We start from the raw sequence: 23785 nt of genomic DNA on the forward strand, positions 1-23785 counted from the left end.
AACGTCAGATGAATAACGAAGTGCTCACCCCTGTCGCGATCAAGGATGCCCAGGCCGTGCCCGAAGAAATGGTGCAGACCCCGCCGGACCTGCCGGTCGCCGCTCAGCCGGAGGCCGTGGCCGAAGCCGCGCCCCCCGCGCCGACGCCAGCCCCGGCGATCGCCGTGCCGAGCCTGGACGACAGCAGCCTGTACATTCATCGCGAGCTCTCGCAGCTGCAGTTCAACATCCGCGTGCTGGAACAGGCGCTGGACGAGTCCTACCCGCTGCTCGAGCGCTTGAAGTTCCTGCTGATCTTCTCCAGCAACCTCGACGAGTTCTTCGAAATCCGCGTGGCGGGCCTGAAGAAACAGATCAACTTCGCCCGCGAACAGGCCGGCGCCGATGGCTTGCAGCCGCACCAGGCATTGGCGCGGATCAGCGAGCTGGTGCACCTGGAAGTGGATCGCCAGTATGCGATCCTCAACGACGTGCTGCTGCCGGAGCTGGAGAAGCACGCCATTCGCTTCATCCGTCGCCGCTACTGGACGCCCAAGCTCAAGACCTGGGTGCGGCGCTTCTTCCGTGACGAGATCGCGCCGATCATCACCCCGATCGGCCTCGACCCGACCCACCCGTTCCCGCTGCTGGTGAACAAGAGCCTCAACTTCATCGTCGAGCTCGAGGGTGTCGACGCCTTCGGCCGCGACTCGGGCCTGGCGATCATCCCGGCGCCGCGCCTGCTGCCGCGGGTGATTCGCGTACCGGAAGAGGTCGGCGGCCCCGGCGACAACTATGTGTTCCTGTCGTCGATGATCCACGCCCACGCCGACGACCTGTTCCAGGGCATGAAGGTCAAGGGTTGCTACCAGTTCCGCCTGACCCGCAACGCCGACCTGGCGCTGGATTCCGAGGAGGTCGACGACCTCGCCCGGGCCCTGCGCGGCGAGCTGTTCTCCCGTCGCTACGGCGATGCGGTGCGCCTGGAGGTGGCCGATACCTGCCCGAAACACCTGTCGGACTACCTGCTCAAGCAGTTCAGCCTGAGCGAGAGCGAGCTGTACCAGGTCAATGGTCCGGTCAACCTGACTCGCCTGTTCAGCATCACCGGGCTCGACAGCCACCCGGAGCTGCAGTACACGCCGTTCACCCCGGCGATCCCCAAGCTGCTGCAGAACGCCGACAACATCTTCAGCGTCATCGGCAAGCAGGACATCCTGCTGATGCACCCGTTCGAGTCCTTCACCCCGGTGATCGACCTGCTGCGCCAGGCTGCCAAGGACCCGCACGTGCTCGCCGTGCGCCAGACCCTGTACCGCTCCGGGGCCAACTCGGAGATCGTCGACGCCCTGGTGGACGCGGCGCGTAACGGCAAGGAGGTCACCGCGGTGATCGAACTGCGCGCGCGCTTCGACGAAGAGTCCAACCTGCAGATGGCCAGCCGCCTGCAGGCCGCCGGCGCGGTGGTGATCTACGGCGTGGTCGGTTTCAAGACCCACGCCAAGATGATGCTGATCCTGCGCCGCGAGCAGGGCGAAATCGTCCGTTACGCGCACCTGGGTACCGGCAACTACCACGCTGGCAACGCCCGCCTGTACACCGACTACAGCCTGCTGACCTCCGACGACGCCCTCACCGAGGACGTCGGCAAGCTGTTCAGCCAGCTGATCGGCATGGGCAAGACCCTGCGCATGAAAAAGCTCCTGCACGCCCCCTTCACCCTGAAGAAGGGCATGCTCGACATGATCGCCCGGGAGACCCAGTTCGCCCTGGAGGGCAAGCCGGCGCACATCATCGCCAAGTTCAACTCGCTGACCGACGCCAAGATCATCAAGGCGCTGTACAAGGCCAGCCAGTCGGGCGTGCGCATCGACCTGGTGGTGCGTGGCATGTGCTGCCTGCGTCCGGGCATCCCGGGGGTGTCGCACAACATCCATGTGCGCTCGATCATCGGTCGCTTCCTCGAGCACACCCGGGTGTTCTACTTCCTCAATGGCGGCGAGGAGCAGATCTACCTGTCCAGCGCCGACTGGATGGAGCGCAACCTCGACAAGCGCGTGGAGACCTGCTTCCCGGTGGAGGGCAAGAAGTTGCTGCTACGGGTGAAGAAGGAGCTGGAGGGGTACCTCACCGACAACACCCAGGCCTGGAGCCTGCAGCCGGACGGGCGCTACGTGCGCAGCACGCCGACCGGCAACCAGAACCCGCGCAGCGCCCAGGCGACGCTGCTGGAGCGGCTGAGCAACCCGGTGTTGAACGTACGCTAGATGGCTTGCTGGGGCCGCTTTGCGGCCCTTTCCGACCGGTCCGGCGCCTCGGCAAGGCCGCTCCTACAGGCGATCGCGATCTTCTGTAGGAGCGGCCTTGTGTCGCGAAAGGGGCGCAAAGCGCCCCCCTGGGCCCGTCAGCGCACGCTAAGCACGAAATTGACCCGCGCCAGCCATTCCGCCTCGTTGGCGAAGTCGGCCTGGGTCAACTGGTTCTGTTCCAGCCAGCCCTCGGGGAAGACCACTTCCAGGCTGTTGTCGCCGGCCTGCAACACCACCTTGGGCATCTGCTGGGTGCCGCGGATATGGTGGAACAGGATGGCGAAGCGCAGCAGCACGCACAGGCGGATCAGCTTGATGCCTTCGTCGCCGAACTCGGCGAACTTGTCCTTGGGGATGTTGCGGCGGTGGCCGCGCACCAGCAGGGCCATCATCTGCTGGTCCTCGCGGGAGAACCCGGAGAGGTCGGAGTGTTCGATCAGGTAGGCGCCGTGCTTGTGATAGTGATAGTGGGCGATGTCCAGCCCGACTTCGTGCACTTTCGCCGCCCAGCCCAGTAGATCGCGCCAGTTGCCGTTTTCCAGGTCCCAGGCCTGGGCCACCTGGTCGAAGGCGTGCAGGGCCTTGCGCTCGACCCGTGCTGCCTGGCCCTGGTCGACGTGATAGCGCTCCATCAGCGAGTTCAGGGTGCGTTCACGCACGTCTTCATGGTGGTGGCGGCCCAGCAGGTCGAACAGCACGCCTTCGCGCAGGGCGCCGTCGCAGTGGTCCATGCGGGTCAGCTCCAGGGCATCGAAGATCGCCTCGAGGATCGCCAGGCCCGCCGGGAAGATGGTGCGTCGGTCAGGCTTGACCCCTTCGAAGTCGATCTTGTCGGTTTCGCCGAGCTTGAACAGCTTGCGCTTGAGCGCCGCCAAGCCTTCGGCGTTGACCTCGCCGCTGCCCTGGCCCATGGCCTTGATCGCCGCGGCGACGGCACGGATGGACCCGGACGAGCCGATGGCCTCGTCCCAGGTCAGGCGGTGCAGGGCGTTCTCGATGCTCATCAGCTCCAGGCGCGCGGCGGTGTAGGCCTGGGCGTAGCGCGCCGGGGTGATCTTGCCGTCGCGGAAGTAGCGCTGGGTGAAGCTCACGCAGCCCATCTGCAGGCTTTCGCGCAGCAGCGGCTCGAAGCGCTGGCCGATGATGAACTCGGTGCTGCCGCCGCCGATGTCGGCGACCAGGCGCTTGCCAGGGGTGTCGGCCAGGGTGTGCGAGACCCCCAGGTAGATCAGGCGCGCCTCTTCACGGCCGGAGATGACCTCCACCGGGTGGCCGAGGATGGCCTCGGCGCGCTGGATGAATTCGTTGCGGTTGCGCGCTTCGCGCAGGGCGTTGGTGCCGACGATGCGCACCGAGCCGGCCGGCATGCCGTTGATCAGCTGGGCGAAGCGCTTGAGGCACTCGAGCCCGCGCTGCATGGCCTCTTCGCTGAGCCGGCGCTCATCGTCGATACCGGCGGCCAGCTGCACTTTTTCCCCGAGCCTCTCGAGAATGCGGATTTCCGTGTGATGGGCCTTGGCCACGACCATGTGGAAACTGTTGGAGCCAAGGTCGATGGCGGCGATCAGGGACAGGTTCTTCGCGGTGGTTTGCGGCATGATCTGCAAGTTCTCGGTCGTTAACCCGGCAATCGTGCCACGATCATCGGCATACGCCAACGAGCGGCACTGCAAGGCTTGATGCATGGCAATGTCATAGCAATGTTATGACCGTGGCATGACGGTTTCGATTCGTGGCGTCTTGCACAACTATAGATACACTCAATCGTCTGTGGCTTCCTGTAGGACGAGGGTGCGGCTATGATGGGCAACGTTTTTTTGCTTACGACCTGGAGATATCCATGAGCAGCGATCTTATCAAACATGTCACCGACGCCAGCTTCGAAGCCGACGTACTCAAGGCTGAAGGCGCGGTGCTGGTCGACTACTGGGCTGAATGGTGCGGCCCATGCAAGATGATCGCGCCGGTACTGGACGACATCGCCTCTGAGTATGCAGGCAAGGTGACCATCGCCAAGCTGAACATCGACGAAAACGCCGAAACCCCGGCCAAGCACGGCGTGCGTGGCATCCCGACGCTGATGCTGTTCAAGAACGGCAACGTCGAGGCGACCAAGGTCGGCGCGCTGTCCAAATCGCAGCTCAAGGCGTTCCTCGACGCCAGCCTGTGATGTGAACAAGCCCCGCAAATGCGGGGCTTTTCTTTACCTGTCGTAGGCAAATTCCTTGTTGTGCGGCGCGCCGCGGGCTCAGGCCTATCCAGGCGGATAGCCCCGGAAATCAGTGGGCAAAACCACTAGACGTCGAAAAAAGCAAGTGTTACATTCGGCCTCGCACTGCTTCTCCAGTGCCCTCTGCACGCCGTCGCCGAAGCATCCCTAATTCGAATCAGTACGCGATCCTGTCGCCATCTAGCGGCGCGGCCTCATTAAGCCACATGCTTAATTTTTCCCTTCCTTACATGATTACGTCACTCCCCTTATGAACCTGACAGAACTCAAGCAAAAGCCGATTACCGATCTTTTGGAAATGGCCGAACAGATGGGCATCGAAAACATGGCCCGTTCGCGCAAACAGGACGTGATTTTCGCCCTGCTGAAAAAGCACGCGAAAAGCGGCGAAGAGATCTCGGGTGACGGCGTGCTGGAGATTCTCCAGGATGGTTTCGGTTTCCTGCGTTCGGCGGATGCCTCGTACCTGGCCGGCCCTGACGACATCTACGTTTCGCCCAGCCAGATCCGCCGTTTCAACCTGCGCACCGGCGACACCATCGTCGGCAAGATCCGCCCACCGAAAGAAGGCGAGCGTTACTTCGCGCTGCTGAAGGTCGACACCATCAACTTCGACCGTCCGGAAAACGCCAAGAACAAGATCCTGTTCGAAAACCTGACGCCGCTGTTCCCCAACAAGCGCCTGAAGATGGAAGCGGGCAACGGTTCCACCGAGGACCTCACCGGTCGAGTCATCGACCTCTGCGCCCCCATCGGCAAGGGCCAGCGTGGCCTGATCGTCGCACCGCCCAAGGCCGGTAAGACCATCATGCTGCAGAACATCGCGGCCAACATCACCCGTAACAACCCCGAGTGCCACCTGATCGTCCTGCTGATCGACGAGCGCCCGGAAGAAGTGACCGAGATGCAGCGCACCGTGCGCGGCGAAGTGGTCGCCTCGACCTTCGACGAGCCGCCGACCCGCCACGTGCAGGTTGCCGAAATGGTCATCGAGAAGGCCAAGCGCCTGGTCGAGCACAAGAAGGACGTGGTCATCCTGCTCGACTCCATCACCCGTCTGGCGCGCGCCTACAACACCGTGATCCCGAGCTCCGGCAAGGTCCTGACCGGTGGTGTCGACGCCCACGCCCTGGAAAAGCCCAAGCGCTTCTTCGGTGCCGCCCGTAACATCGAGGAAGGCGGTTCGCTGACCATCATCGCCACCGCGCTGGTGGAAACCGGCTCGAAGATGGACGAAGTGATCTACGAAGAGTTCAAGGGTACCGGCAACATGGAGCTGCCGCTGGACCGCCGCATCGCCGAGAAGCGCGTGTTCCCGGCCATCAACATCAACAAGTCCGGTACTCGCCGCGAAGAGCTGCTGACCGCCGACGACGAACTGCAGCGCATGTGGATCCTGCGCAAGCTGCTGCACCCGATGGACGAGATCGCCGCCATCGAGTTCCTGGTCGACAAGCTCAAGCAGACCAAGACCAACGACGAGTTCTTCCTGTCGATGAAGCGCAAGTAAGCTTCCCGACCAGGCATTGAATGGGGCTGCTTTGCAGCCCATCGCCGGCAAGCCGGCTCCTACACGAACCCTGTAGGAGCCGGCTTGCCGGCGATGGGACGCGAAGCGGCCCCTTTTCATTTTTGCCCCAACGCACGGCCGAACGGCGCTACACTCTGCCACCCGACCGACACGCCCCCACACGAGGCTCTTGCATGCAGTATCGCGACTTGCGCGACTTCATCCGTGGCCTGGAACAGCGCGGTGAACTCAAGCGCATCCAGGTTCCCATCTCCCCTGTACTGGAAATGACCGAAGTCTGCGACCGCACCCTGCGCGCCAAGGGCCCGGCCTTGCTGTTCGAAAAGCCCACCGGCTTCGACATCCCGGTACTGGGCAACCTGTTCGGCACCCCCGAACGCGTGGCCATGGGCATGGGCGCCGAGTCCACCGCCGAGCTGCGCGAAATCGGCAAGCTGCTGGCGTTCCTCAAGGAACCCGAGCCGCCGAAGGGCCTCAAGGATGCCTGGTCGAAGCTGCCGATCTTCAAGAAGGTCGTGTCGATGGCGCCCAAGGTGGTCAAGGATGCCGTGTGCCAGGAAGTGGTGGTCGAGGGCGACGACGTCGACCTTGGCCAGTTGCCGATCCAGCACTGCTGGCCGGGCGACGTGGCGCCGCTGATTACCTGGGGCCTGACCGTGACCCGCGGGCCGAACAAGGAGCGCCAGAACCTCGGCATCTACCGCCAGCAGGTGATCGGCCGCAACAAGGTGATCATGCGCTGGCTGAGCCACCGGGGCGGCGCGCTGGACTACCGCGAGTGGTGCGAAAAGCACCCTGGGCAACCCTTCCCGGTGGCCGTGGCCCTGGGCGCCGACCCTGCGACCATCCTCGGCGCCGTGACCCCGGTGCCGGACACCCTGTCCGAATACGCCTTTGCCGGCCTGCTGCGGGGCAACCGCACGGAGTTGGTCAAGTGCCGCGGCAGCGACCTGCAGGTGCCAGCCACCGCCGAGATCATCCTCGAGGGGGTGATCCACCCCGGCGAAATGGCCCCGGAAGGGCCATACGGCGACCATACCGGCTACTACAACGAAGTGGACAGCTTCCCGGTGTTCACCGTCGAGCGCATCACCCACCGGCACAAGCCGATCTACCACAGCACCTACACCGGCCGGCCGCCGGATGAGCCGGCGATCCTCGGCGTGGCGCTGAACGAAGTGTTCGTGCCGATCCTGCAGAAGCAGTTCCCCGAAATCACCGACTTCTACCTGCCGCCGGAAGGCTGCTCGTACCGCATGGCGGTGGTGACCATGAAGAAGCAGTACCCGGGCCACGCCAAGCGCGTGATGTTGGGTGTTTGGTCGTTCCTGCGACAGTTCATGTACACCAAGTTCGTTATCGTAACCGACGACGATATCAACGCCCGCGACTGGAACGATGTGATCTGGGCCATCACCACGCGCATGGACCCCAAGCGTGATACGGTGATGATCGACAACACCCCGATCGACTACCTCGACTTTGCGTCGCCGGTATCGGGGCTGGGGTCGAAGATGGGCCTGGATGCCACCCACAAGTGGCCGGGCGAGACTACACGCGAATGGGGTCGGGTCATCGTCAAGGACGAGGCCGTCACCCGCCGTATCGATGAGTTGTGGGACCAGTTGGGAATAGATTGATGCAGGTAACCTTGCAGCCTTCCGGGGCGGTACTGGCGGTCGAACCGGGTGAAAGGATTCTGGATGCCGCGCGGCGCCTGGGCTACGACTGCCCGAACAGCTGCCGCAACGGTAACTGCCATGTGTGTGCCGCGCTGCTGGTCGAAGGCCGTGTGCGCCAGGAAGGCCAGGTCCGCGACCACGGTGAGCTGTTCACCTGCATCGCCGAGCCGCTGGAGGACTGCGTGTTGCTGTGGGATGGTGTGCTGGCCCTGGGCGAGCTGCCGGTGCGCAAGCTGGCCTGTACCCTGAGCGAGTGCCGCGAGGTCGGTGGCGACGTCTGGCGCGTGCGCCTGCGCGCGCCGGCCGGCAAGGTGCCGCGCTATCACGCCGGGCAGTACCTGATGATCGAGCGCGAGGGCATGGACAAGGCAGCGTTCTCCCTGGCCTCGGCGCCCCATGGCGGGCGCGACCTCGAGCTGCATGTGCTGGCCCGCGAAAGCAGCGCGGTGCAGTTGATCGAGCAGTTGCAGCGCACCGGCATCGCCCGGGTCGAGCTGCCATTTGGCGACGCCCACCTGGCCGAGCTGCCCGATGGCCCGTTGGTGCTGATTGCCGCGGGCACCGGCATGGGCCAGATGCACAGCCTGGTCGAGCACTGCCGGGCCAAGGGCTTCAAGCACCCGGTGCACCTGTACTGGGGCGTGCGCCGGCCCGAGGATTTCTACCAGATCGAGCACTGGGACGAGTGGGAGCGCCTGCCGAACCTGTTCCTGCACAAGGTGGTCAGCGACCTGTGCGGTTGGGAAGGGCGTTGCGGCCTGTTGCACGAAGCGGTGTGCGAGGACATTGCCGACCTCAACCAGGTGCATGTCTACGCCAGCGGCTCGCCGAACATGGTCTATGCCACCCTCGATGCCCTGGTCGAGGCGGGTATGGATGCCCATCGCATGCGCGCCGACGTATTCGCTTACGCGCCGCGGGGTTGAAACAACCTGGCACGCCGCGAGAGTGTGCCGGGTTTAATAACCAAGCGTTTTGCGCTTGATTATAGGGCGGGGATTGTTACCGGTGCCGGTAATAAGTTTCGCTATACTCGGACTATTAGTTTCCGTTCAGCGGATGCTTTAATGAAATCCTGTTTTTGGGGTTGAGTGCAAAGTACCTTCTGTCTTACGTTAGGTGCAACGCCCATCGCGGGGCAAGCCCGCTCCCCAGCGATAGCCGCCGAACAGATACGGCAATACCTGCACTTTAGTAGTTCACAGGAAATAATGGCGGCAGCTCATGTCGACACTTGAAAGTTCATCCTGGCAAGTCTCCTATCCGCCGTCGCTCGACTTCGGCCAACAACTCACCGCCGAACAACTGCAGCGCTCGATGCAGGACACCATGTCCCAGCATGAGGGCGGCCCAGTTTGGCTGTTCGCCTACGGTTCATTGATCTGGCGCCCCGAATGCAACTCGATCGAGCGTCAGCGGGCACGGGTGCATGGCTACCACCGTGGCCTGTACCTATGGTCCCACGAGCACCGTGGCACCCCAGAGTGCCCGGGCCTGGTGTTCGGCCTGGACCGTGGTGGTTCCTGCAGCGGTTTCGCCTACCGCCTGGATGAAAGCAACCTCGACGACTCGCTCATGGCCCTGTGGCAGCGCGAAATGCCGTACCCGGCCTATCGTCCACACTGGCTCAGCTGCCGCCTGGGCGATGGTAGCAAGGTGCAGGCGTTGGGCTTTGTGCTGGAGCGGCACCTGCCGTGCTACGCCGGCAACCTGCCGGACACCCTGTTCAGCCAGATTCTCGCCAGCGCCAAGGGGCGCTATGGCAGTACCCGGGATTATGTGGAACAGACCCTCAACGCCCTGCGCAGCCACCAGATGCCCGATCGCAACCTGGAAGCGCGCTTTCGCCGGTGCCACAACCTGCGCGAGGCCTGAGCCCCGCGCGGCTGCCGGTCAGTCCTGGGCGGCGGCGGTGCCGAGGAACTTGCGCAGGAACTGCCGAGTGCGTTCCTCCTGCGGGTTGGCGAACAACGCCTTGGCCTCGCCTTGCTCGACGATCACCCCCTTGTCGAAGAAGATCACCCGGTTGGCCACGTCGCGGGCGAAGCTCATCTCGTGGGTGACGATGATCATCGTGCGCTTTTCCTCGGCCAGGCCGCGGATGGTCGCCAGCACCTCGCCCACCAGCTCGGGGTCGAGCGCCGAGGTGGGCTCGTCGAACAGGATCACCTCCGGCTCCATGGCCAGGGCGCGGGCGATGGCCACCCGCTGCTGCTGGCCACCGGACAGGCGCCGTGGATAGGCGTCTTCCTTGCCCGCCAGGCCGACCTTGGCCAGCAAGCGCTTGCCCAGCTCGATGGCTTTGTCCCGTGGGGTCTTCTTGACGATCACCGGCCCTTCGATGACGTTCTCCAGGGCGGTGCGGTGGGGGAACAGGTTGAAGTTCTGGAACACGAACCCGGCCTGCTGGCGCAGGCGCCGAATCGCCCCTTGCTGGCTGCCCAGCGGGCGGTTGGCGTCGATGCTGATATCACCGATCTGGATCCGCCCGGCATCGGGCGTCTCCAGCAGGTTCAGGCAGCGCAGGAAGGTGGTCTTGCCCGAGCCGCTGGGGCCGATGATGGCCACCACTTCGCCGGGCTGCACGGTCAGGTCGATGCCCTTGAGCACGGTCTGGCCCTTGAACTGCTTGGTCAGGCCTTCTACTACGATCATCTTCAGTGCTCCTGGTCGTGCTGGTTGACCCGTGCTTCCATGCGGTTCTGCAAGTGCGCCAGGATACTGCACAGGATCCAGTAGACGACGGCAACGGCCAGGTACATGGTGAAGACTTCGAAGGTCCGGGCGGTGATCAACTGCGCCTGGCGGAACAGCTCGGGCACCTGGATGGTCGCCGCCAGGGCGGTGTCCTTGACCAGCGAGATGAAGCTGTTGCCCAGTGGTGGCAGGGCGGTGCGCAGCGCCTGCGGCAGGATCGCCCGGCGCATGGCCTGGGTACGGGTCATGCCGATGCTGGCCGCGGCTTCCCACTGGCCGCGGTCGATCGAGGAGATCGCCGCGCGGAGGATTTCGCAGATATACGCCGCCATGTTGAGCGACAAGCCGATCAGCGAGGCCGGGATCGGGTCGAGCTCGATGCCGATCTGCGGCAGGCCGAAGTAGATCACGAACAGCTGCACCAGCAGCGGTGTGCCGCGGAAGAACGACACGTAGATGCGTGCCAGCCAGTCCAGCGGCAGGATCTTCGACAGGCGCATCAGCGCCAGGGCAAAGCCCAGCACCAGGCCGAAGAACATGCCGCCGACGCTGAGCACTACGGTATAGCCCGCGCCCTTGAGCAGGAAGGGCGCGGAATCGACAACGAGTTGCAGGCTTTCAGCGATCATTTGGTGACATCGGCACCGAAGTATTTCTCGGACAGCTTGGCCAGCGAGCCGTCGGCCTTGAGCTTGTCGATGGCCTTGTTCAGCGCAGCGAGCAGCTCAGGTTCGCCCTTGCGCAGGGCAACACCCGACTCCAGCTTGGAGAATTTCTCGCCGGCCAGTGCGGTCGGTTTCTTGTCCTTGGCGGTTTTCTGCACGTACTCGAGGGCGGCCAGGCGGTCGATCAGGATGGCGTCGATACGGCCATTGCGCAGGTCTGCGAACTTGGTGGGGTCATCTTCGTAGGTGCGCACATCGGCTGTCGGCACATCCTGTTTCACCCATTGCTCATAGTTGGTGCCCAGGCCGACACCGACCTTCTTGCCACCGAGGTCCGCGGCGGTCTTGATGTTCTTCTCGTTGTCACTGCCCTTGAGCACCAGGGCCTGAATGCCGGAAACAGTGTAAGGCTCGGAGAAGTCGTACTTCTTCTTGCGCTCTTCGGAGATGGTCACCTGGTTGATCACCACGTCCAGGCGCTTGGACTCCAGGGCAGCGAGGATGCCGTCCCATTTGGTCGGCTGTACCTTGGCCTTGACGCCCAGCTCCTTGGCCAGCAGTTCGGACAGCTCGACTTCGAAGCCGGCCAGCTTGCCATTCTCATCCTGGAAGCTGAACGGTGGGTAGGTGCCTTCCAGGCCGACGTTGATCACGCCCTTTTCCTGGATGGTCTTCAGTTGCTCGCCGGCGAACGCCTGGCCAAGCAGGCCGGTGCCGAGCAGCAGCGCCAGGCTGGCATTGAGAAGGGGTTTGGTGAATCTGGTCATTGGCAGGCCCCGCGCTTGTTGTGGAAGTAGTGAGGTGGCGACTATAGAGGTGGGCTGCATAGGCTGGGAAATAATAAAAAAACAGTTTGTTATTCCCATATTGCCTTTTGGCATGCATTGGCAGCATTGAGGGTAGCCATGAATGGAAAGCCCGTCAGCATTGCTTATGCCCGACTTAGCGCAGGATGGAATAAAGCGTTGTTTTTTCCAAGGGGGGGATATGCCGTATCGTGTTCACACCCGCTCCTACGGGGGACGGGGCATATCGAGAAAGCCGCCTGGCAGGAGAACACCGTGAGCGAACAACCATCAATCGGGCATTGGCAATTGCAGGGCATCGTCAGTGGCCTGCGCAGCGCCCGCGAGCAGTGGCGCAGCAGCAATGGCCGCAGCAGCGGCGAGCAGGGTGGGCGCGAGCTGCCGTCGCGCGAGGCGCTGCGCCAGATCCTCGAGCAGTTGTGCGGCGCGCTGTTCCCGATGCGCCTGGGCCCGGTGGACCTGCGCGAGGAAAGCGAGGACTTCTACGTCGGCCACACCCTCGATGCCGCGCTTACCGCGCTGCTGGCCCAGGCGCGCCTGGAGCTGCGCTACGCCGCGCGCCACGGCAAGACCGAGGTTAGCGATGTCGATGCCCATGCCTTGCGCCTGATCCAGGACTTCGCCGCGGCCTTGCCGGCGCTGCGCGTGCTGCTCGACACCGATGTGCTGGCCGCCTACCACGGTGACCCGGCGGCGCGCAGCGTCGACGAGGTGCTGCTGTGCTACCCGGGCATCCTCGCCATCATCCACCACCGCCTGGCTCACCACCTGTACCGCGCCGGCCTGCCGCTGCTGGCGCGGATCAGCTCGGAGCTGGCGCATTCGGCCACCGGCATCGACATCCATCCCGGCGCGCAGATCGGCCCGAGCTTCTTCATCGACCACGGCACCGGCGTGGTCATCGGCGAGACCGCGATCATCGGCGAGCGGGTGCGCATCTACCAGGCCGTGACCCTGGGCGCCAAGCGCTTCCCCAGCGACGAGTCAGGGACCCTGCACAAAGGCCTGGCGCGGCACCCGATCGTCGAGGACGACGTGGTGATCTATGCCGGCGCGACCATTCTTGGGCGGATCACCATCGGCAAGGGTTCGACCATCGGCGGCAACGTATGGCTGACCCGCAGCGTGCCGGCCGAAAGCAATATCACCCAGGCCAACTTGCAGCTCGATTGCCAGGACAAGAACTGATCACCCATTGCTGTTGTTTTTTCTGATTTGTTCGCCGCCAAGCCGGCTCCTACTCTGTAGCGCAAAGTCGTCTAGAGCGTAGGATCCAGCTTGCCGGCGATGGCCTGCGACACTGCCCCGACAGTGGCCCGCCCAGCGGCATCGGGTCGCATTGAAAGCCGATCCATGGTTAACTTGAACGCTTGTTCAACGAAAAACGCTGGTCCATTGCCGGTGTTCATCAGGAGGGATTGCCTTTGCTGAACCCGTTCAATCCGAACCTCACGCCCCGTGACGAGGTGCCCGTTTCATGAGTGCACCGACCCCCGACCTTGCCAACGGCAAGATCCGCATGAACCCCCCCGTGTTCTACTTCGCGGCAAGTTTCATCCTCATCTTCGGCCTGGTGGTCATCGCCTATCCGCAAGCGGCGGGCGAGTGGTTGCTGGCGGCGCAGAACTGGGCGGCCAACACGGTCGGCTGGTACTACATGCTGGCTATGACCCTGTACCTGGTCTTCGTGGTGGTCACCGCGCTGTCCGGCTACGGCAAGATCAAGCTCGGTGCCGACCACGACGAGCCCGAGTTCAGCTACCTGTCCTGGGCCGGCATGCTGTTCGCCGCCGGCATCAGCATCACGCTGTTCTTCTTCTGCGTCTCCGAGCCCCTGACCCACATGCTGCAGCCGCCTCAGGGCGAGGCGGGCACGGCCGAGGCCGGGCGCCAGGCGATGCAGATCCTGTTCCTGCACTGGGGCCTGCATGGCTGGGGCGTGTTCGCCTTCGTCGGTATGGCGCTGGCCTACTTCGCCTATCGCCACAACCTGCCGCTGGCCCTGCGCTCGGCGCTGTACCCGCTGATCGGCAAGCGCATCAACGGCCCGATCGGCTACGCGGTGGATGGCTTCGGCATCATCGCCACGGTGTTCGGCCTGGGCGCCGACATGGGCTTCGGTGTGCTGCACCTGAATGCCGGCCTCGACTACCTGTTCGGCATCAGCCACAGCCAGTGGATCCAGGTGATCCTCATCACCCTGATGATGGGCGCGGCGGTGGCCGTGGCGGTCGCCGGGGTGGAGAAGGGCGTGCGGGTGATGAGCGACATCAACCTGTTCCTGGCCTGCGCGCTGCTGTTGTTCGTGCTGTTCGCCGGGCCCACCCAGCACCTGTTCAACACGCTCATCCAGAACCTTGGCGATTACCTCGGCGCCTTGCCGCGCAAGAGCTTCGACGTCTATGCCTACGGCGAGAACCGCGACTGGCTGGGCGGCTGGACGGTGTTCTACTGGGCCTGGTGGATTGCCTGGGCGCCCTTCGTCGGGCTGTTCATCGCGCGCATCTCGCGCGGGCGCACCATTCGCGAGTTTGTCTTCGGCGTGCTGCTGATCCCGCTGGGCTTCACCCTGGCGTGGATGTCTATCTTCGGCAACAGCGCCCTGGACCAGGTGATCAACCACGGCATGACCGCCCTTGGCCAGTCGGCCCTCGACAACCCGTCGATGAGCCTGTACCTGCTGCTGGAGACTTACCCGTGGAGCAAGACGGTGATCGCCGTGACGGTGTTCATCAGCTTCGTGTTCTTCGTCACCTCGGCCGACTCCGGCACCGTGGTGCTGTCGACCTTGTCGGCCAAGGGCGGCGGTGCGGATGAAGACGGGCCGAACTGGCTGCGGATCTTCTGGGGCGCGATGACCGCGCTGGTCACCAGCGGGCTGTTGTTCGCCGGCAGCATCGATTCGCTGAAGTCGGCGGTGGTGCTGACCTCGCTGCCGTTCTCGCTGATCCTGCTGTGCATGATGTGGGGGCTGCACAAGGCCTTCTACCTCGAGTCGCAGCGGCAGATCGCGCAGATGCACTCGCTGGCGCCGTTCGCCCAGTCCCGGCGTGGTCGCGGCGGCTGGCGCCAGCGCCTGAGCCAGGCGGTGCACTTCCCGTCACGCGACGAGGTGTACCGCTTCATGGACGACGTGGTGCGCCCGGCGATCGCCGACGTGCGTGAGGTGTTCGAGCAGAAGGGCCTGGTGCTGATCACCCAGGACGACCCGAGCCACGACAACGTCAGCCTGAAGATCGGCCATGGCGAGGAGCAGCCGTTCATCTACCAGGTGCAGATGCGTGGGTATTTCACCCCATCGTTCGCCTTGGGCGGCCTGGGCACGCAGGAGTTGAAGAACCGCCGTTATTACCGGGCGGAGGTGCATTTGTCCGAGGGTAGCCAGAACTACGACCTGGTCGGCTACAGCAAGGAGCAGATCATCAACGACATCCTCGACCAGTACGAACGGCACATGCAGTTCCTGCATCTGGTCCGTTAGATCGCTGGGGCCGCCTTGCGGCCCTTTCCGACCGGCCCGGCGCCCCGGCAAGGCCGCTCCTACAGGGGTTCGCGATCTCCTGTAGGAGCGGCCTTGTGTCGCGAAAGGAGGCCAAAGGCCTCCCGGCTGCCTGTCAGAACGGCGCATCCCCAAGGATGGTCGCCCGGTGCATCACCCGCCGGTTGGGCCGGTAATCATCCACCGCGAAATGCTGGGTCACGCGGTTGTCCCAGAACGCCACGTCGTTTTCCTGCCAACGCCAGCGAATGCTGAACTCCGGCCGCGTCGCATGGGCGAACAGCAGCTTGAGCAGCGCCTCGCTTTCCAGCTCGCTCAGTTCGTTGATGCGCGTGGTGAACCCTTCGTTGACGAACAATGCCTTGCGCCCGCTCACTGGATGGGTGCGCACCACCGGGTGCGACAGCGGCGGGTTGTTGCGCCGGGTCGCTTCCCAGCGCGCCAGGTCCTCGGCGGTGGTGCCGAAGCGCTCCAGCGGGAACGACTTGGTGAAGTCGTGGGTGGCGCTCAAACCGTCCAGCATCTCGCGCAGCGGTGCCGACAGCGCCTCGAACGCGGCGATGCCGCTGGCCCACAGGGTGTCGCCGCCATAGGCCGGCAATTGCTTGGCGCTGAGCACCGCGCCCAGTGCCGGGGTCGGTAAAAAGGTCACGTCGGTGTGCCACACGGCGTTGTCGCGCACATCGGTGACGGCGGTGTCGAGGATCAGCACCTGTGGCGTTTCCGGCACGTTGGGATAGATCGGGTGGATGTGCAGGTCGCCGAAGCGGGCGGCAAAGCGGGCCTGCTGTGCGGGAGTGATCGGCTGGTCGCGAAAGAACAGCACTTGGTGCTCGAGCAGCGCCTGCTCGATGGCGTCACGCTGTTCGGCGGTGATATCGCGGCTGATGTCCACGCCGCTGATCTGCGCGCCGAGGGCCGGGCTCAAGGGGGTAACGGTCAGGCTCATGTCTTTTTCTCGTTGCAGGTGCCGGGTTGCCGGCGTGGTCATTCGTTGCTCAATGGCTCTGCCCGTGCCAGGGCACCAGCTTGCGCTGCAGGGCGCGCAGGCCCATCTCCAGGGCGAAGGCGATCAAGGCGATCAGCAGGATGCCCAGCACCACGACATCGGTGACCAGGAACTGCGCCGCCGACTGCACCATGAAGCCCAGGCCGCTGGTGGCGGCGATCAGCTCGGCGGCCACCAGGGTCGACCAGCCGACGCCAAGGCCGATGCGGATGCCGGTGAGGATGTCGGGCAAGGCACTGGGCAGGATCACGTGGCGGATCAGCTGCGCCTTGCTCGCCCCCAGCGACTGCGCGGCGCGCAGCTTGGCCGGGTCGACGGTGCGCACGCCGGTGGCGGTGGCGATGGCGATCGGGGCGAAGATCGCCAGGTAGATCAACAGCACCTTGGACAGCTCGCCGATGCCGCACCAGATCACGATCAATGGCAGGTAGGCCAGGGGCGGGATCGGCCGGTAGAACTCGATCAGCGGATCGAGGATGCCCCGCGCCACGCGGTTGTAGCCGATGGCCAGGCCTACCGGGATGGCGGTCAGGGTCGCGCCGAGCAGGGCCAGGCCGATGCGCCCCAGGCTGGCGCCCAGGTGCTGCCACAGGCTGGCGTCCATGTAGCCCTGGGTGAGCAGCGTCCAGCCCTTGGCCAGAATGTCGGCGGGCGAGGGCAGGAACAGGGGTTCGATCCAGCCGGCGGCGGTTACCAGCCACCACGCTAGCAGCAGGGCGGCCAGGGTAAGGGCGCTGATCCAGCGGGTCGACAAGGGCTGGCGGGTCTTCACGACAGGAGGCGTGCGTTGTGCCTGCTTGGCGGCGGCCGGCAATTCGATGCTGCTCATGCGGACTCCTGGCGTTGCGAGAACACCCGCGTCAGCACGTGCTCGCGGGTTTCGATGAAACGGGGATCGGACTTGATCGCCCGGGCCGACTCACCAGCGGCATAGCGCTGGCCGAAGTCCAACTGCAGGCGCTCGACCACACGCCCCGGATTGGGCGCCAGGAGCACCAGCTCGGTGGCGAGGAACACCGCTTCCTCGATGTCGTGGGTGATCAGGAATACTGGCTTGGCGGTGCGCTGCCAGACCTGCAGCAGCAGCTCCTGCATCTGTTCGCGGGTAAAGGCATCGAGGGCGCCGAACGGCTCGTCCATCAACAGCACCCGTGGGTCGGCGGCCAGCGCACGGGCCAGGCCCACGCGTTGCTTCTGCCCGCCGGACAGTTGCCAGATGCGCCGCTCGCCGAAGCCGGCCAGGTCGACCAGCGCCAGCATCTCGCGGGCCTTGGCTTGACGCTGGGCACGGGGCACGCCGGCCAGCTCGAGGCCGAAGGCGACGTTGCCCAGCACATCCTGCCAGGGCAGCAGGGCATCGTCCTGGAACACCACGCCGCGCTCGGCCCCAGGGCCTTGCACCGGCACGCCGTCGAGGCTGATGCGCCCGCCGCTGGGGGCGACGAAGCCGGCGATCAGGTTGAGCAGCGAGGTCTTGCCGCTGCCGGAAGGGCCGAGGGCCACCAGCAACTGGCGCGGCCCCAGGCTCAGGTTGATGTCGGCCAGCACCGGGGTGCTGGCGCCGGGGTACTGTGCGCTGATGCGCTCCAGTTCGAGCAAGGCCATGACGGGCTCCGGGCGGTATCAGTTGGGGAGGTACTGGGCGCTGACGTAGGGCGCGTAGTCCGGCAGTACCGCGTCGACCTTGCCTTGCTGCTTGAGGAAGGTCGCGGTATCGCGCAGCGCCTGGGTGGTCGGTGCGCCGAGGGCGCTGGCCTGGTCGGCGGCCAGCGGGTAGACGTTGCCCTGCAGCAGCACCGGGATATCAGCGGGCTTGGCCCCGGACAGCTTGGCCAGCTTGGCGACGTTGGCCTGGTCGGCCAGCCAGGCTTGCGGGTCGTTGCGGTAGTCGGCGTAGGCGTCGAGGGTGACCTTGGCGAAGGCCTTGACGATCTCTGGGTGCTTGCTGGCGAAGTCCTTGCGCACGATCCAGGCATCGAAGGTCGGCGCGCCCTTGGTGGCCAGCTCGCCCGAGGTGATCAGCACCTTGCCGTTTTCCTTGGCCACGCCCAGGGCTGGGTCCCAGACGTAGGTGGCGTCGATGTCGCCGCGTTTCCAGGCGGCGATGATCGCCGGCGGCGCCAGGTTGAGGATCTGCACTTTCGACGGGTCGATGTTCCAGCCCTTGAGCGCGGCCAGCAGGCTGTAGTGGCCGGTGGAAACGAACGGCACGGCGATCTTCTTGCCGACCAGGTCCTGCGGGGTCTTGATGCTGTCGCGGGCGACCAGGGCTTCGCCAGCGCCGATCTGGGTGGCAATCAGGAACGTCTCGACCGGCAGCTTGCGGGTGGCGGCGGCGGCCAGCGGGCTGGAGCCCAGATAGCCAATCTGCACGTCGCCGCTGGCCACGGCGGTGATCACATCGGCGCCGTTGTCGAACTTGCGCCAGTCGATACTGGCCTGGCTGGCCTTTTCATAGGCGCCATCGACCTGGGCGACCTTGGCCGGGTCGACGGTGGTCTGGTAGGCCACGGTCAGGTCCGCGGCCTGGGCTACCCAGCTGGCGCTGGCGAGGGTCAGGGCGGCGAACAGGCGCAGCGGGGCGTGCGGGATCATGGTTGAACCTCTCGTCAGGCATTCGGGGGAATGGATGGCGAGAAGCCTAAGTGATCTAAGAAAATGAAAATAAATAACTTTTTTGCATTAGCTTAGTCGGTGTCGGACTTGTCGGCGTACAGAGGTAGAACCGGTTTGCGGGCGAACACCGCGGCGCCTGCTTCGCCAGCAAGGCTGGCTCCTACAGGTCCGCGGCTGGCCACACATACCGTAGGAGCCGGCCTTGCCGGCGAACACCGGCGTAGCCGGGGCCTGGCTGGCGCGATCGCGGGGGGCTGCTAGGCTTTTCCGGTTGCGCTTGCCGGCCGTCGGTCAGCCTGCCGGCAAACGTTTGCAAATAACCTAAAGGTATTATTGACGTCGTCGATACAACTTTTGGCAGTAAAGGTTCCAAAGTTATTCCGTAAAAATCTTACAGATTCATAAAACGGTCATTTTGGATTTATAGGATTGTCATTATCCTGTAGCGCAGGAGGCGGCCTTAGACGAAAGTCGCGAATCGACCTGTTTTGGTTGACTTGGCGGTCACGCTTTGGTGCTAAATCGCCGATCCGGGTGAGTGGGGCAGCAGATCCCACCACTTGAGACGCACAAAAATTAGAACGTAGAGGAGCAAAACATGTACAAGTCCAGCCTGGCCCTGGCCGTGGCACTGGGGGTTCTCGCCCAACAAGCAGGCGCTGCAGGGTTCATCGAGGACAGCAAGCTGTCCGTGAGCTCGCGCACCATGTACTTCAACAACGACAACCGTGAAGCGCATGGCAGCAAGCCACGCCCAGACGCGCGTGAGTCGGGTCAGGGCTTCAAGCTTGACTACATCTCCGGCTTCACCCAAGGCACCGTCGGCTTTGGTGTCGATGCCCAGGCCCTGTGGGGCATCCACCTGGATGGCGGCAAGGGCTACCACCAGGATGGCAGCACCTTCATGCCGAGCGAGAGCAACGGCTCCTCCGTGGCCCAGTGGGCCCGCTTCGGCGCCAACGCCAAGGCGCGCTTCTCCAAGACCGAAGTTCACTACGGCAGCGCCCTGGCGCCCAACCTGCCGATCCTGGTGTCCAACGATGGTCGTCTGCTGCCGCAAACCTTCGAAGGTGGCACCCTGCAGACCAAAGAGATCGACAACCTGACCATCAACGCGGGCCAGCTGACCCACGCCATGGGTCGTGCCTCGAGCAACCGTACCGGCCTGGCTGTTTCCGGCAGTGGCGCGTTCCGCGACAGCAACAAGTTCCAGTTCGCCGGTGGCGACTGGAAGGTCACCAAAGACCTGACCCTGCAGTACTACTACTCGAACCTGGAAGACTACTACAAGCAGCACTTCCTGGGCCTGACCCACGTTTACCAGATCGACCAGAACCAGTCGTTCAAGACCGACCTGCGCTACTTCGACAGCAGCAAGGACGGCAAGAACGGCGAGACCGGCTATGCCTTCGGCAACAACGGCGGCTACGCCAAGCATGCCGGCGAAGTCGACAACAAGACCTGGTCGGCGATGTTCACCTATACCCTGGGTAGCCACGCGTTGATGCTGGGTCACCAGCAAATCAGCGATGACGGCGGCTTCGTCTGGCTGAACCAGGGCAACGTGCGCAAGGACGGTTCGAACTCCCCGCTGGAAGGTAACGGCGGCGCGAGCTTCTACCTGTTCTCCGACAGCATGATCAACCAGTTCGCCAAGGCCGGTGAAAACACCACCTTCGGCCAGTACTCCTACGACTTCGCTGGCCTGGGCGTTCCAGGCCTGAAGGCGTCCGTCTCCTACCTGCGTGGTGAAGACGGCCGTGCCACCAATGGCCACGGCACCTTCAGCGAGTGGGAACGTGACGCGCGCATCGACTACGTCCTGCAGGGCGGCGCCCTCAAAGGCCTGGGCTTCAGCCTGCGCCAGGGTGTCTACCGCGGCACCGGTTCGGGTTCGGCTGCCGACCAGGACCAGACTCGCTTCATCGTCAACTACACTTACGCCTTCATGTAAGTCGTAGCGCTACGCAAGAAAGCCTCGCCTGATGCGAGGCTTTTTTGTGCCTGCACATTCGTATTCATTATGGTTATAAATAAATCGACATTTATTCTTTTTGTTTTTAACCAGAAGCAGGCACATTGAACCTACAAGGCCAGACACAGCACAGGAGCCGCTTCCATGAGCCTCAAACTCGGCGACATCGCCCCCGATTTCGAACAGGATTCCAGCGCCGGCAAGATCCGCTTCCACGAATGGTTGGGCAACAGCTGGGGCGTGCTGTTCTCCCATCCGGCCGACTTCACTCCGGTGTGCACCACCGAGCTGGGCCTGACCGCCAAGCTCAAGGACCAATTCGCCCAGCGCGGGGTCAAGGCCATCGCGCTGTCGGTGGACCCGGTGGATTCGCACCACAAGTGGATCGACGACATCAACGAGACCCAGAACACCGTGGTCAACTTCCCGATCATCGCCGACGCCGACCGCAAGGTCTCCGACCTGTACGACCTGATCCACCCCAACGCCAGCGACACCCTCACCGTGCGTTCGCTGTTCGTGATCGACCCGAACAAGAAGGTGCGCCTGACCATCACTTATCCGGCCAGTACCGGGCGCAACTTCAACGAGATCCTGCGGGTGATCGACTCGCTGCAACTGACCGACAACCACAAGGTCGCCACCCCCGCCAACTGGCAGGACGGCGACGAGGTGGTGATCGTGCCGTCGCTCAAGGACGAGGACGAGATCCGGCAGCGCTTCCCCAAAGGTTACCGCGCGGTCAAACCCTACCTGCGCCTGACCCCGCAGCCCAACCGCTGATGAATTCCTCGTTGCATTGCTCTTAGCCAAGCAGGGATCTTCGGGCCGTTTCGACGGCCCTTTTTTATGCCTCCGTGTCCCCTGCAGGGGCGGCCTTGTGTCGCGAAAGGGCCGCAAGGCGGCCCCGGGATTCTCGGCATCACTGGGCAAGACCGGGGGCTGCTGCGCAGCCCTTTCGCGACTCAAGGCCGCGCCTGCAGAGCAGAACCTCCAATAGTTATTTATGGAATAAACAAATGAAAAAATATGATTTATGGATATATATGACGAACTGTTAATGTCATTTCCATCCAGCGGGGCCAACCCCTCGCGGCCCTGAATTGATTCGAAGGAAGCGCTTTCAATGCTGGTTGTCTCTGTCGGTGGTAGCCCCAGTCTTCGTTCACGCTCCGGCGTGCTGCTCGAACGCTCGCGCGATTGGCTGCAACAGCGCGGTGTCGAGGTCGTCACCTTCCAAGTGCGGGAATTCCCCGCCGAGGACCTGCTGCACGCCCGCTTCGACAGCCCGCAGGTGCGCCACTTCAACGAGCTGGTGGCCCAGGCCGACGGCCTGCTGGTCGCCACCCCGGTGTACAAGGCATCGTTCGCCGGCGCGTTGAAGACCTTGCTCGACCTGCTGCCCGAGCGTGCCCTGGAACACAAGGTGGTATTGCCGATCGCCAGCGGCGGCAGCATCGCCCATATGCTCGCGGTGGACTACGCCCTCAAGCCGGTGCTGTCGGCGCTCAAGGCGCAGGAGACCCTGCAAGGGATCTTCGCCGACGACAGCCAGATCAGCTATGCCGACGGCGAACGTCCCGCACGCCTGGACGAAGCGCTGGAGCAGCGCCTGCTGGGCGCACTGGAGACCTTTCACGGCGCCCTGGCACGCCGGCCCCGGCCTGTGGCGCCGGGCCTGCTCAACGAACGCCTGCTCAGTGCCCGCTGGAGTATCTGAGCAACCCTGACGCTTCATCGCTGTTCCCACCTTACTCGCCCGCCAACGAGGCAAGCAGGTGCTACCCGAACCCACTCGCACAGGAGAGCGCCATGCGCACAGTCTTCTTGCGTCGCGGTCTGGTCGCCCTGTTCGCGGCGGCTGTATCGTTCGGCGCCATCACCCAGGCCCAGGCTCAAAGCCTGCGCATCGGTTACCAGAAATACGGCACCCTGGTGCTGCTCAAGGCCAAGGGCTCGCTGGAGAAGCGCCTGGCCGAGCAAGGTATCCAGGTGCAATGGACCGAGTTTCCCGGCGGTCCGCAGCTGCTCGAAGGGTTGAACGTCGGCTCGATCGACTTCGGCGTCACCGGCGAGACCCCGCCAGTGTTCGCCCAGGCCGCCGGCGCCGACCTGCTCTACGTCGCCTATGAGCCGCCAGCGCCGCACAGCGAGGCGATCCTGGTGCCCAAGGGCTCGCCGATCCAGTCGGTCCAGGCACTCAAGGGCAAGAAGGTCGCGCTCAACAAGGGTTCCAACGTGCATTACCTGCTGGTCCGCGCCCTGGAAGACGCCGGCCTCAAGTACAGCGACATCCAGCCGGTCTACCTGCCGCCGGCCGACGCCCGCGCCGCTTTCGAGCGCGGCAGCGTGGATGCCTGGGTCATCTGGGACCCCTACCAGGCCGCCGCCGAGCAGCAGCTGCAGGCCCGCACCCTGCGCGACGGCAAGGACCTGGTCGACAACCACCAGTTCTACCTGGCCACCCGTCGCTATGCGACCCAGCACCCGGCGGTGATCGACACCCTGATCGAGCAAGTGCGCGCCGTCGGCCAATGGTCCCAGGCCAACCCGCAGCAGGTCACCGACCAGGTCGCGCCGCTGCTCGGCCTGCCAGCCGACATCACCCTCACCTCGGTGAAGCGCCAGGGCTATGGCGCCGCGCCGCTGACCCCGGAAGTGGTCGCCGCGCAGCAGAAGATCGCCGACACCTTCCAGGCCCTGAAGCTGATTCCCAAGCCCTTGAACATCAAGGACGTGATCTGGACACCCCCGGCCAAGGTCGCCAGCGCGCCTTGAACGCATCGC

20 protein-coding genes are annotated in these 23785 nt (G+C 64.1%); 12 read left to right on the forward strand and 8 right to left on the reverse strand.

Going from position 1 to position 23785, the window contains the following annotated elements; genetic code table 11:
* Positions 1 to 8: 8 nt before the first annotated feature.
* Positions 9 to 2246, forward strand: coding sequence for a polyphosphate kinase 1 (gene ppk1, locus KSS95_RS03980; protein WP_217851853.1), 2238 nt, complete (start codon positions 9 to 11; stop codon positions 2244 to 2246).
* A 137-nt stretch (positions 2247 to 2383) separates the two neighbouring features.
* Here the strand turns inward: ppk1 and ppx are convergent, their stop codons facing one another.
* Positions 2384 to 3886, reverse strand: a complete 1503-nt coding sequence (gene ppx / locus KSS95_RS03985; RefSeq protein ID WP_217853926.1) for an exopolyphosphatase — start codon at positions 3884 to 3886, stop codon at positions 2384 to 2386.
* Positions 3887 to 4128: 242 nt separating this feature from the next.
* Here ppx and trxA point away from each other — a divergent pair, with 242 nt between their 5' ends.
* The 5 genes from trxA to KSS95_RS04010 all read left to right on the forward strand — a co-directional run bounded on the left by trxA (position 4129) and on the right by KSS95_RS04010 (position 9606).
* Positions 4129 to 4458, forward strand: a complete 330-nt coding sequence (trxA, locus tag KSS95_RS03990) for a thioredoxin TrxA (RefSeq protein ID WP_217851855.1) — start codon at positions 4129 to 4131, stop codon at positions 4456 to 4458.
* A gap of 310 nt (positions 4459 to 4768) precedes the next feature.
* A complete protein-coding gene (gene rho, locus KSS95_RS03995; RefSeq protein ID WP_011536308.1) occupies positions 4769 to 6028 on the forward strand; it encodes a transcription termination factor Rho in 1260 nt (419 codons plus the stop codon).
* Between the two features lie 194 nt (positions 6029 to 6222).
* Positions 6223 to 7689, forward strand: coding sequence for a 4-hydroxy-3-polyprenylbenzoate decarboxylase (gene ubiD, locus KSS95_RS04000; RefSeq protein WP_217851857.1), 1467 nt, complete (start codon positions 6223 to 6225; stop codon positions 7687 to 7689).
* Positions 7689 to 8657: a CDP-6-deoxy-delta-3,4-glucoseen reductase gene (locus tag KSS95_RS04005; RefSeq protein ID WP_217851859.1), complete on the forward strand. Its 969-nt coding sequence runs from the start codon at positions 7689 to 7691 to the stop codon at positions 8655 to 8657. The genes ubiD and KSS95_RS04005 overlap by 1 nt, the downstream gene beginning before the upstream one ends.
* 298 nt (positions 8658 to 8955) lie before the next feature.
* Positions 8956 to 9606, forward strand: a complete 651-nt coding sequence (locus tag KSS95_RS04010) for a gamma-glutamylcyclotransferase (RefSeq protein WP_217851861.1) — start codon at positions 8956 to 8958, stop codon at positions 9604 to 9606.
* Positions 9607 to 9624: 18 nt separating this feature from the next.
* Here KSS95_RS04010 and tcyN read toward each other — a convergent pair whose 3' ends face one another.
* The 3 genes from tcyN to tcyJ are packed head-to-tail and all read right to left on the reverse strand — an operon-like array spanning position 9625 to position 11860.
* Positions 9625 to 10386: an L-cystine ABC transporter ATP-binding protein TcyN gene (tcyN, locus tag KSS95_RS04015; RefSeq protein WP_217851863.1), complete on the reverse strand. Its 762-nt coding sequence runs from the start codon at positions 10384 to 10386 to the stop codon at positions 9625 to 9627.
* Positions 10387 to 10388: 2 nt separating this feature from the next.
* Entirely contained in the window at positions 10389 to 11057 is a 669-nt protein-coding gene (tcyL, locus tag KSS95_RS04020) for a cystine ABC transporter permease (RefSeq protein WP_217851865.1), read from the reverse strand.
* Entirely contained in the window at positions 11054 to 11860 is an 807-nt protein-coding gene (tcyJ, locus tag KSS95_RS04025) for a cystine ABC transporter substrate-binding protein (RefSeq protein ID WP_217851867.1), read from the reverse strand. Before tcyJ ends, tcyL begins: the two co-directional genes overlap by 4 nt.
* Before the next feature lie 294 nt (positions 11861 to 12154).
* Between tcyJ and epsC the strand changes: the two genes are divergently transcribed.
* Together epsC and betT are read left to right on the forward strand one after the other, a co-directional pair.
* A complete protein-coding gene (gene epsC / locus KSS95_RS04030) occupies positions 12155 to 13087 on the forward strand; it encodes a serine O-acetyltransferase EpsC (RefSeq protein ID WP_217851868.1) in 933 nt (310 codons plus the stop codon).
* Positions 13088 to 13418: 331 nt separating this feature from the next.
* Positions 13419 to 15380 carry a choline transporter BetT gene (gene betT, locus KSS95_RS04035; RefSeq protein ID WP_217853927.1) on the forward strand — a complete coding sequence of 654 codons (1962 nt, stop codon included), beginning with the start codon at positions 13419 to 13421 and terminating at the stop codon, positions 15378 to 15380.
* A 133-nt stretch (positions 15381 to 15513) separates the two neighbouring features.
* On the opposite strand, the gene tauD is transcribed toward betT, so the two are convergent.
* The 4 genes from tauD to tauA are packed head-to-tail and all read right to left on the reverse strand — an operon-like array spanning position 15514 to position 19002.
* Positions 15514 to 16347, reverse strand: coding sequence for a taurine dioxygenase (gene tauD / locus KSS95_RS04040; RefSeq protein ID WP_217851869.1), 834 nt, complete (start codon positions 16345 to 16347; stop codon positions 15514 to 15516).
* 49 nt (positions 16348 to 16396) lie between these two features.
* Complete coding sequence (gene tauC / locus KSS95_RS04045) at positions 16397 to 17236, reverse strand: taurine ABC transporter permease TauC (RefSeq protein WP_217851870.1); 840 nt, start codon at positions 17234 to 17236, stop codon at positions 16397 to 16399.
* Positions 17233 to 18012, reverse strand: a complete 780-nt coding sequence (gene tauB / locus KSS95_RS04050) for a taurine ABC transporter ATP-binding subunit (RefSeq protein ID WP_217851872.1) — start codon at positions 18010 to 18012, stop codon at positions 17233 to 17235. The genes tauC and tauB overlap by 4 nt, the downstream gene beginning before the upstream one ends.
* 18 nt (positions 18013 to 18030) lie before the next feature.
* On the reverse strand, positions 18031 to 19002 hold the full coding sequence (gene tauA, locus KSS95_RS04055; protein WP_217851874.1) for a taurine ABC transporter substrate-binding protein: 972 nt from the start codon (positions 19000 to 19002) through the stop codon (positions 18031 to 18033).
* Positions 19003 to 19621: 619 nt separating this feature from the next.
* On the opposite strand from tauA, the gene KSS95_RS04060 reads away from it, so the two are divergent.
* From KSS95_RS04060 to KSS95_RS04075, 4 genes are all read left to right on the forward strand, one after another.
* Positions 19622 to 20977, forward strand: a complete 1356-nt coding sequence (locus KSS95_RS04060; RefSeq protein WP_217851876.1) for an OprD family porin — start codon at positions 19622 to 19624, stop codon at positions 20975 to 20977.
* Between the two features lie 165 nt (positions 20978 to 21142).
* The gene (locus KSS95_RS04065) at positions 21143 to 21781 is read left to right on the forward strand and encodes a peroxiredoxin (protein ID WP_217851878.1); all 639 of its coding nucleotides are present in this window, start codon (positions 21143 to 21145) and stop codon (positions 21779 to 21781) included.
* A 343-nt stretch (positions 21782 to 22124) separates the two neighbouring features.
* Positions 22125 to 22718: an NADPH-dependent FMN reductase gene (gene ssuE, locus KSS95_RS04070; RefSeq protein ID WP_217851879.1), complete on the forward strand. Its 594-nt coding sequence runs from the start codon at positions 22125 to 22127 to the stop codon at positions 22716 to 22718.
* 92 nt (positions 22719 to 22810) lie between these two features.
* Positions 22811 to 23776, forward strand: coding sequence for a sulfonate ABC transporter substrate-binding protein (locus tag KSS95_RS04075; RefSeq protein WP_217851881.1), 966 nt, complete (start codon positions 22811 to 22813; stop codon positions 23774 to 23776).
* The last annotated feature ends 9 nt before the right edge of the window (positions 23777 to 23785 follow it).

This window comes from Pseudomonas muyukensis (assembly GCF_019139535.1).
GTDB lineage: Bacteria > Pseudomonadota > Gammaproteobacteria > Pseudomonadales > Pseudomonadaceae > Aquipseudomonas > Aquipseudomonas muyukensis.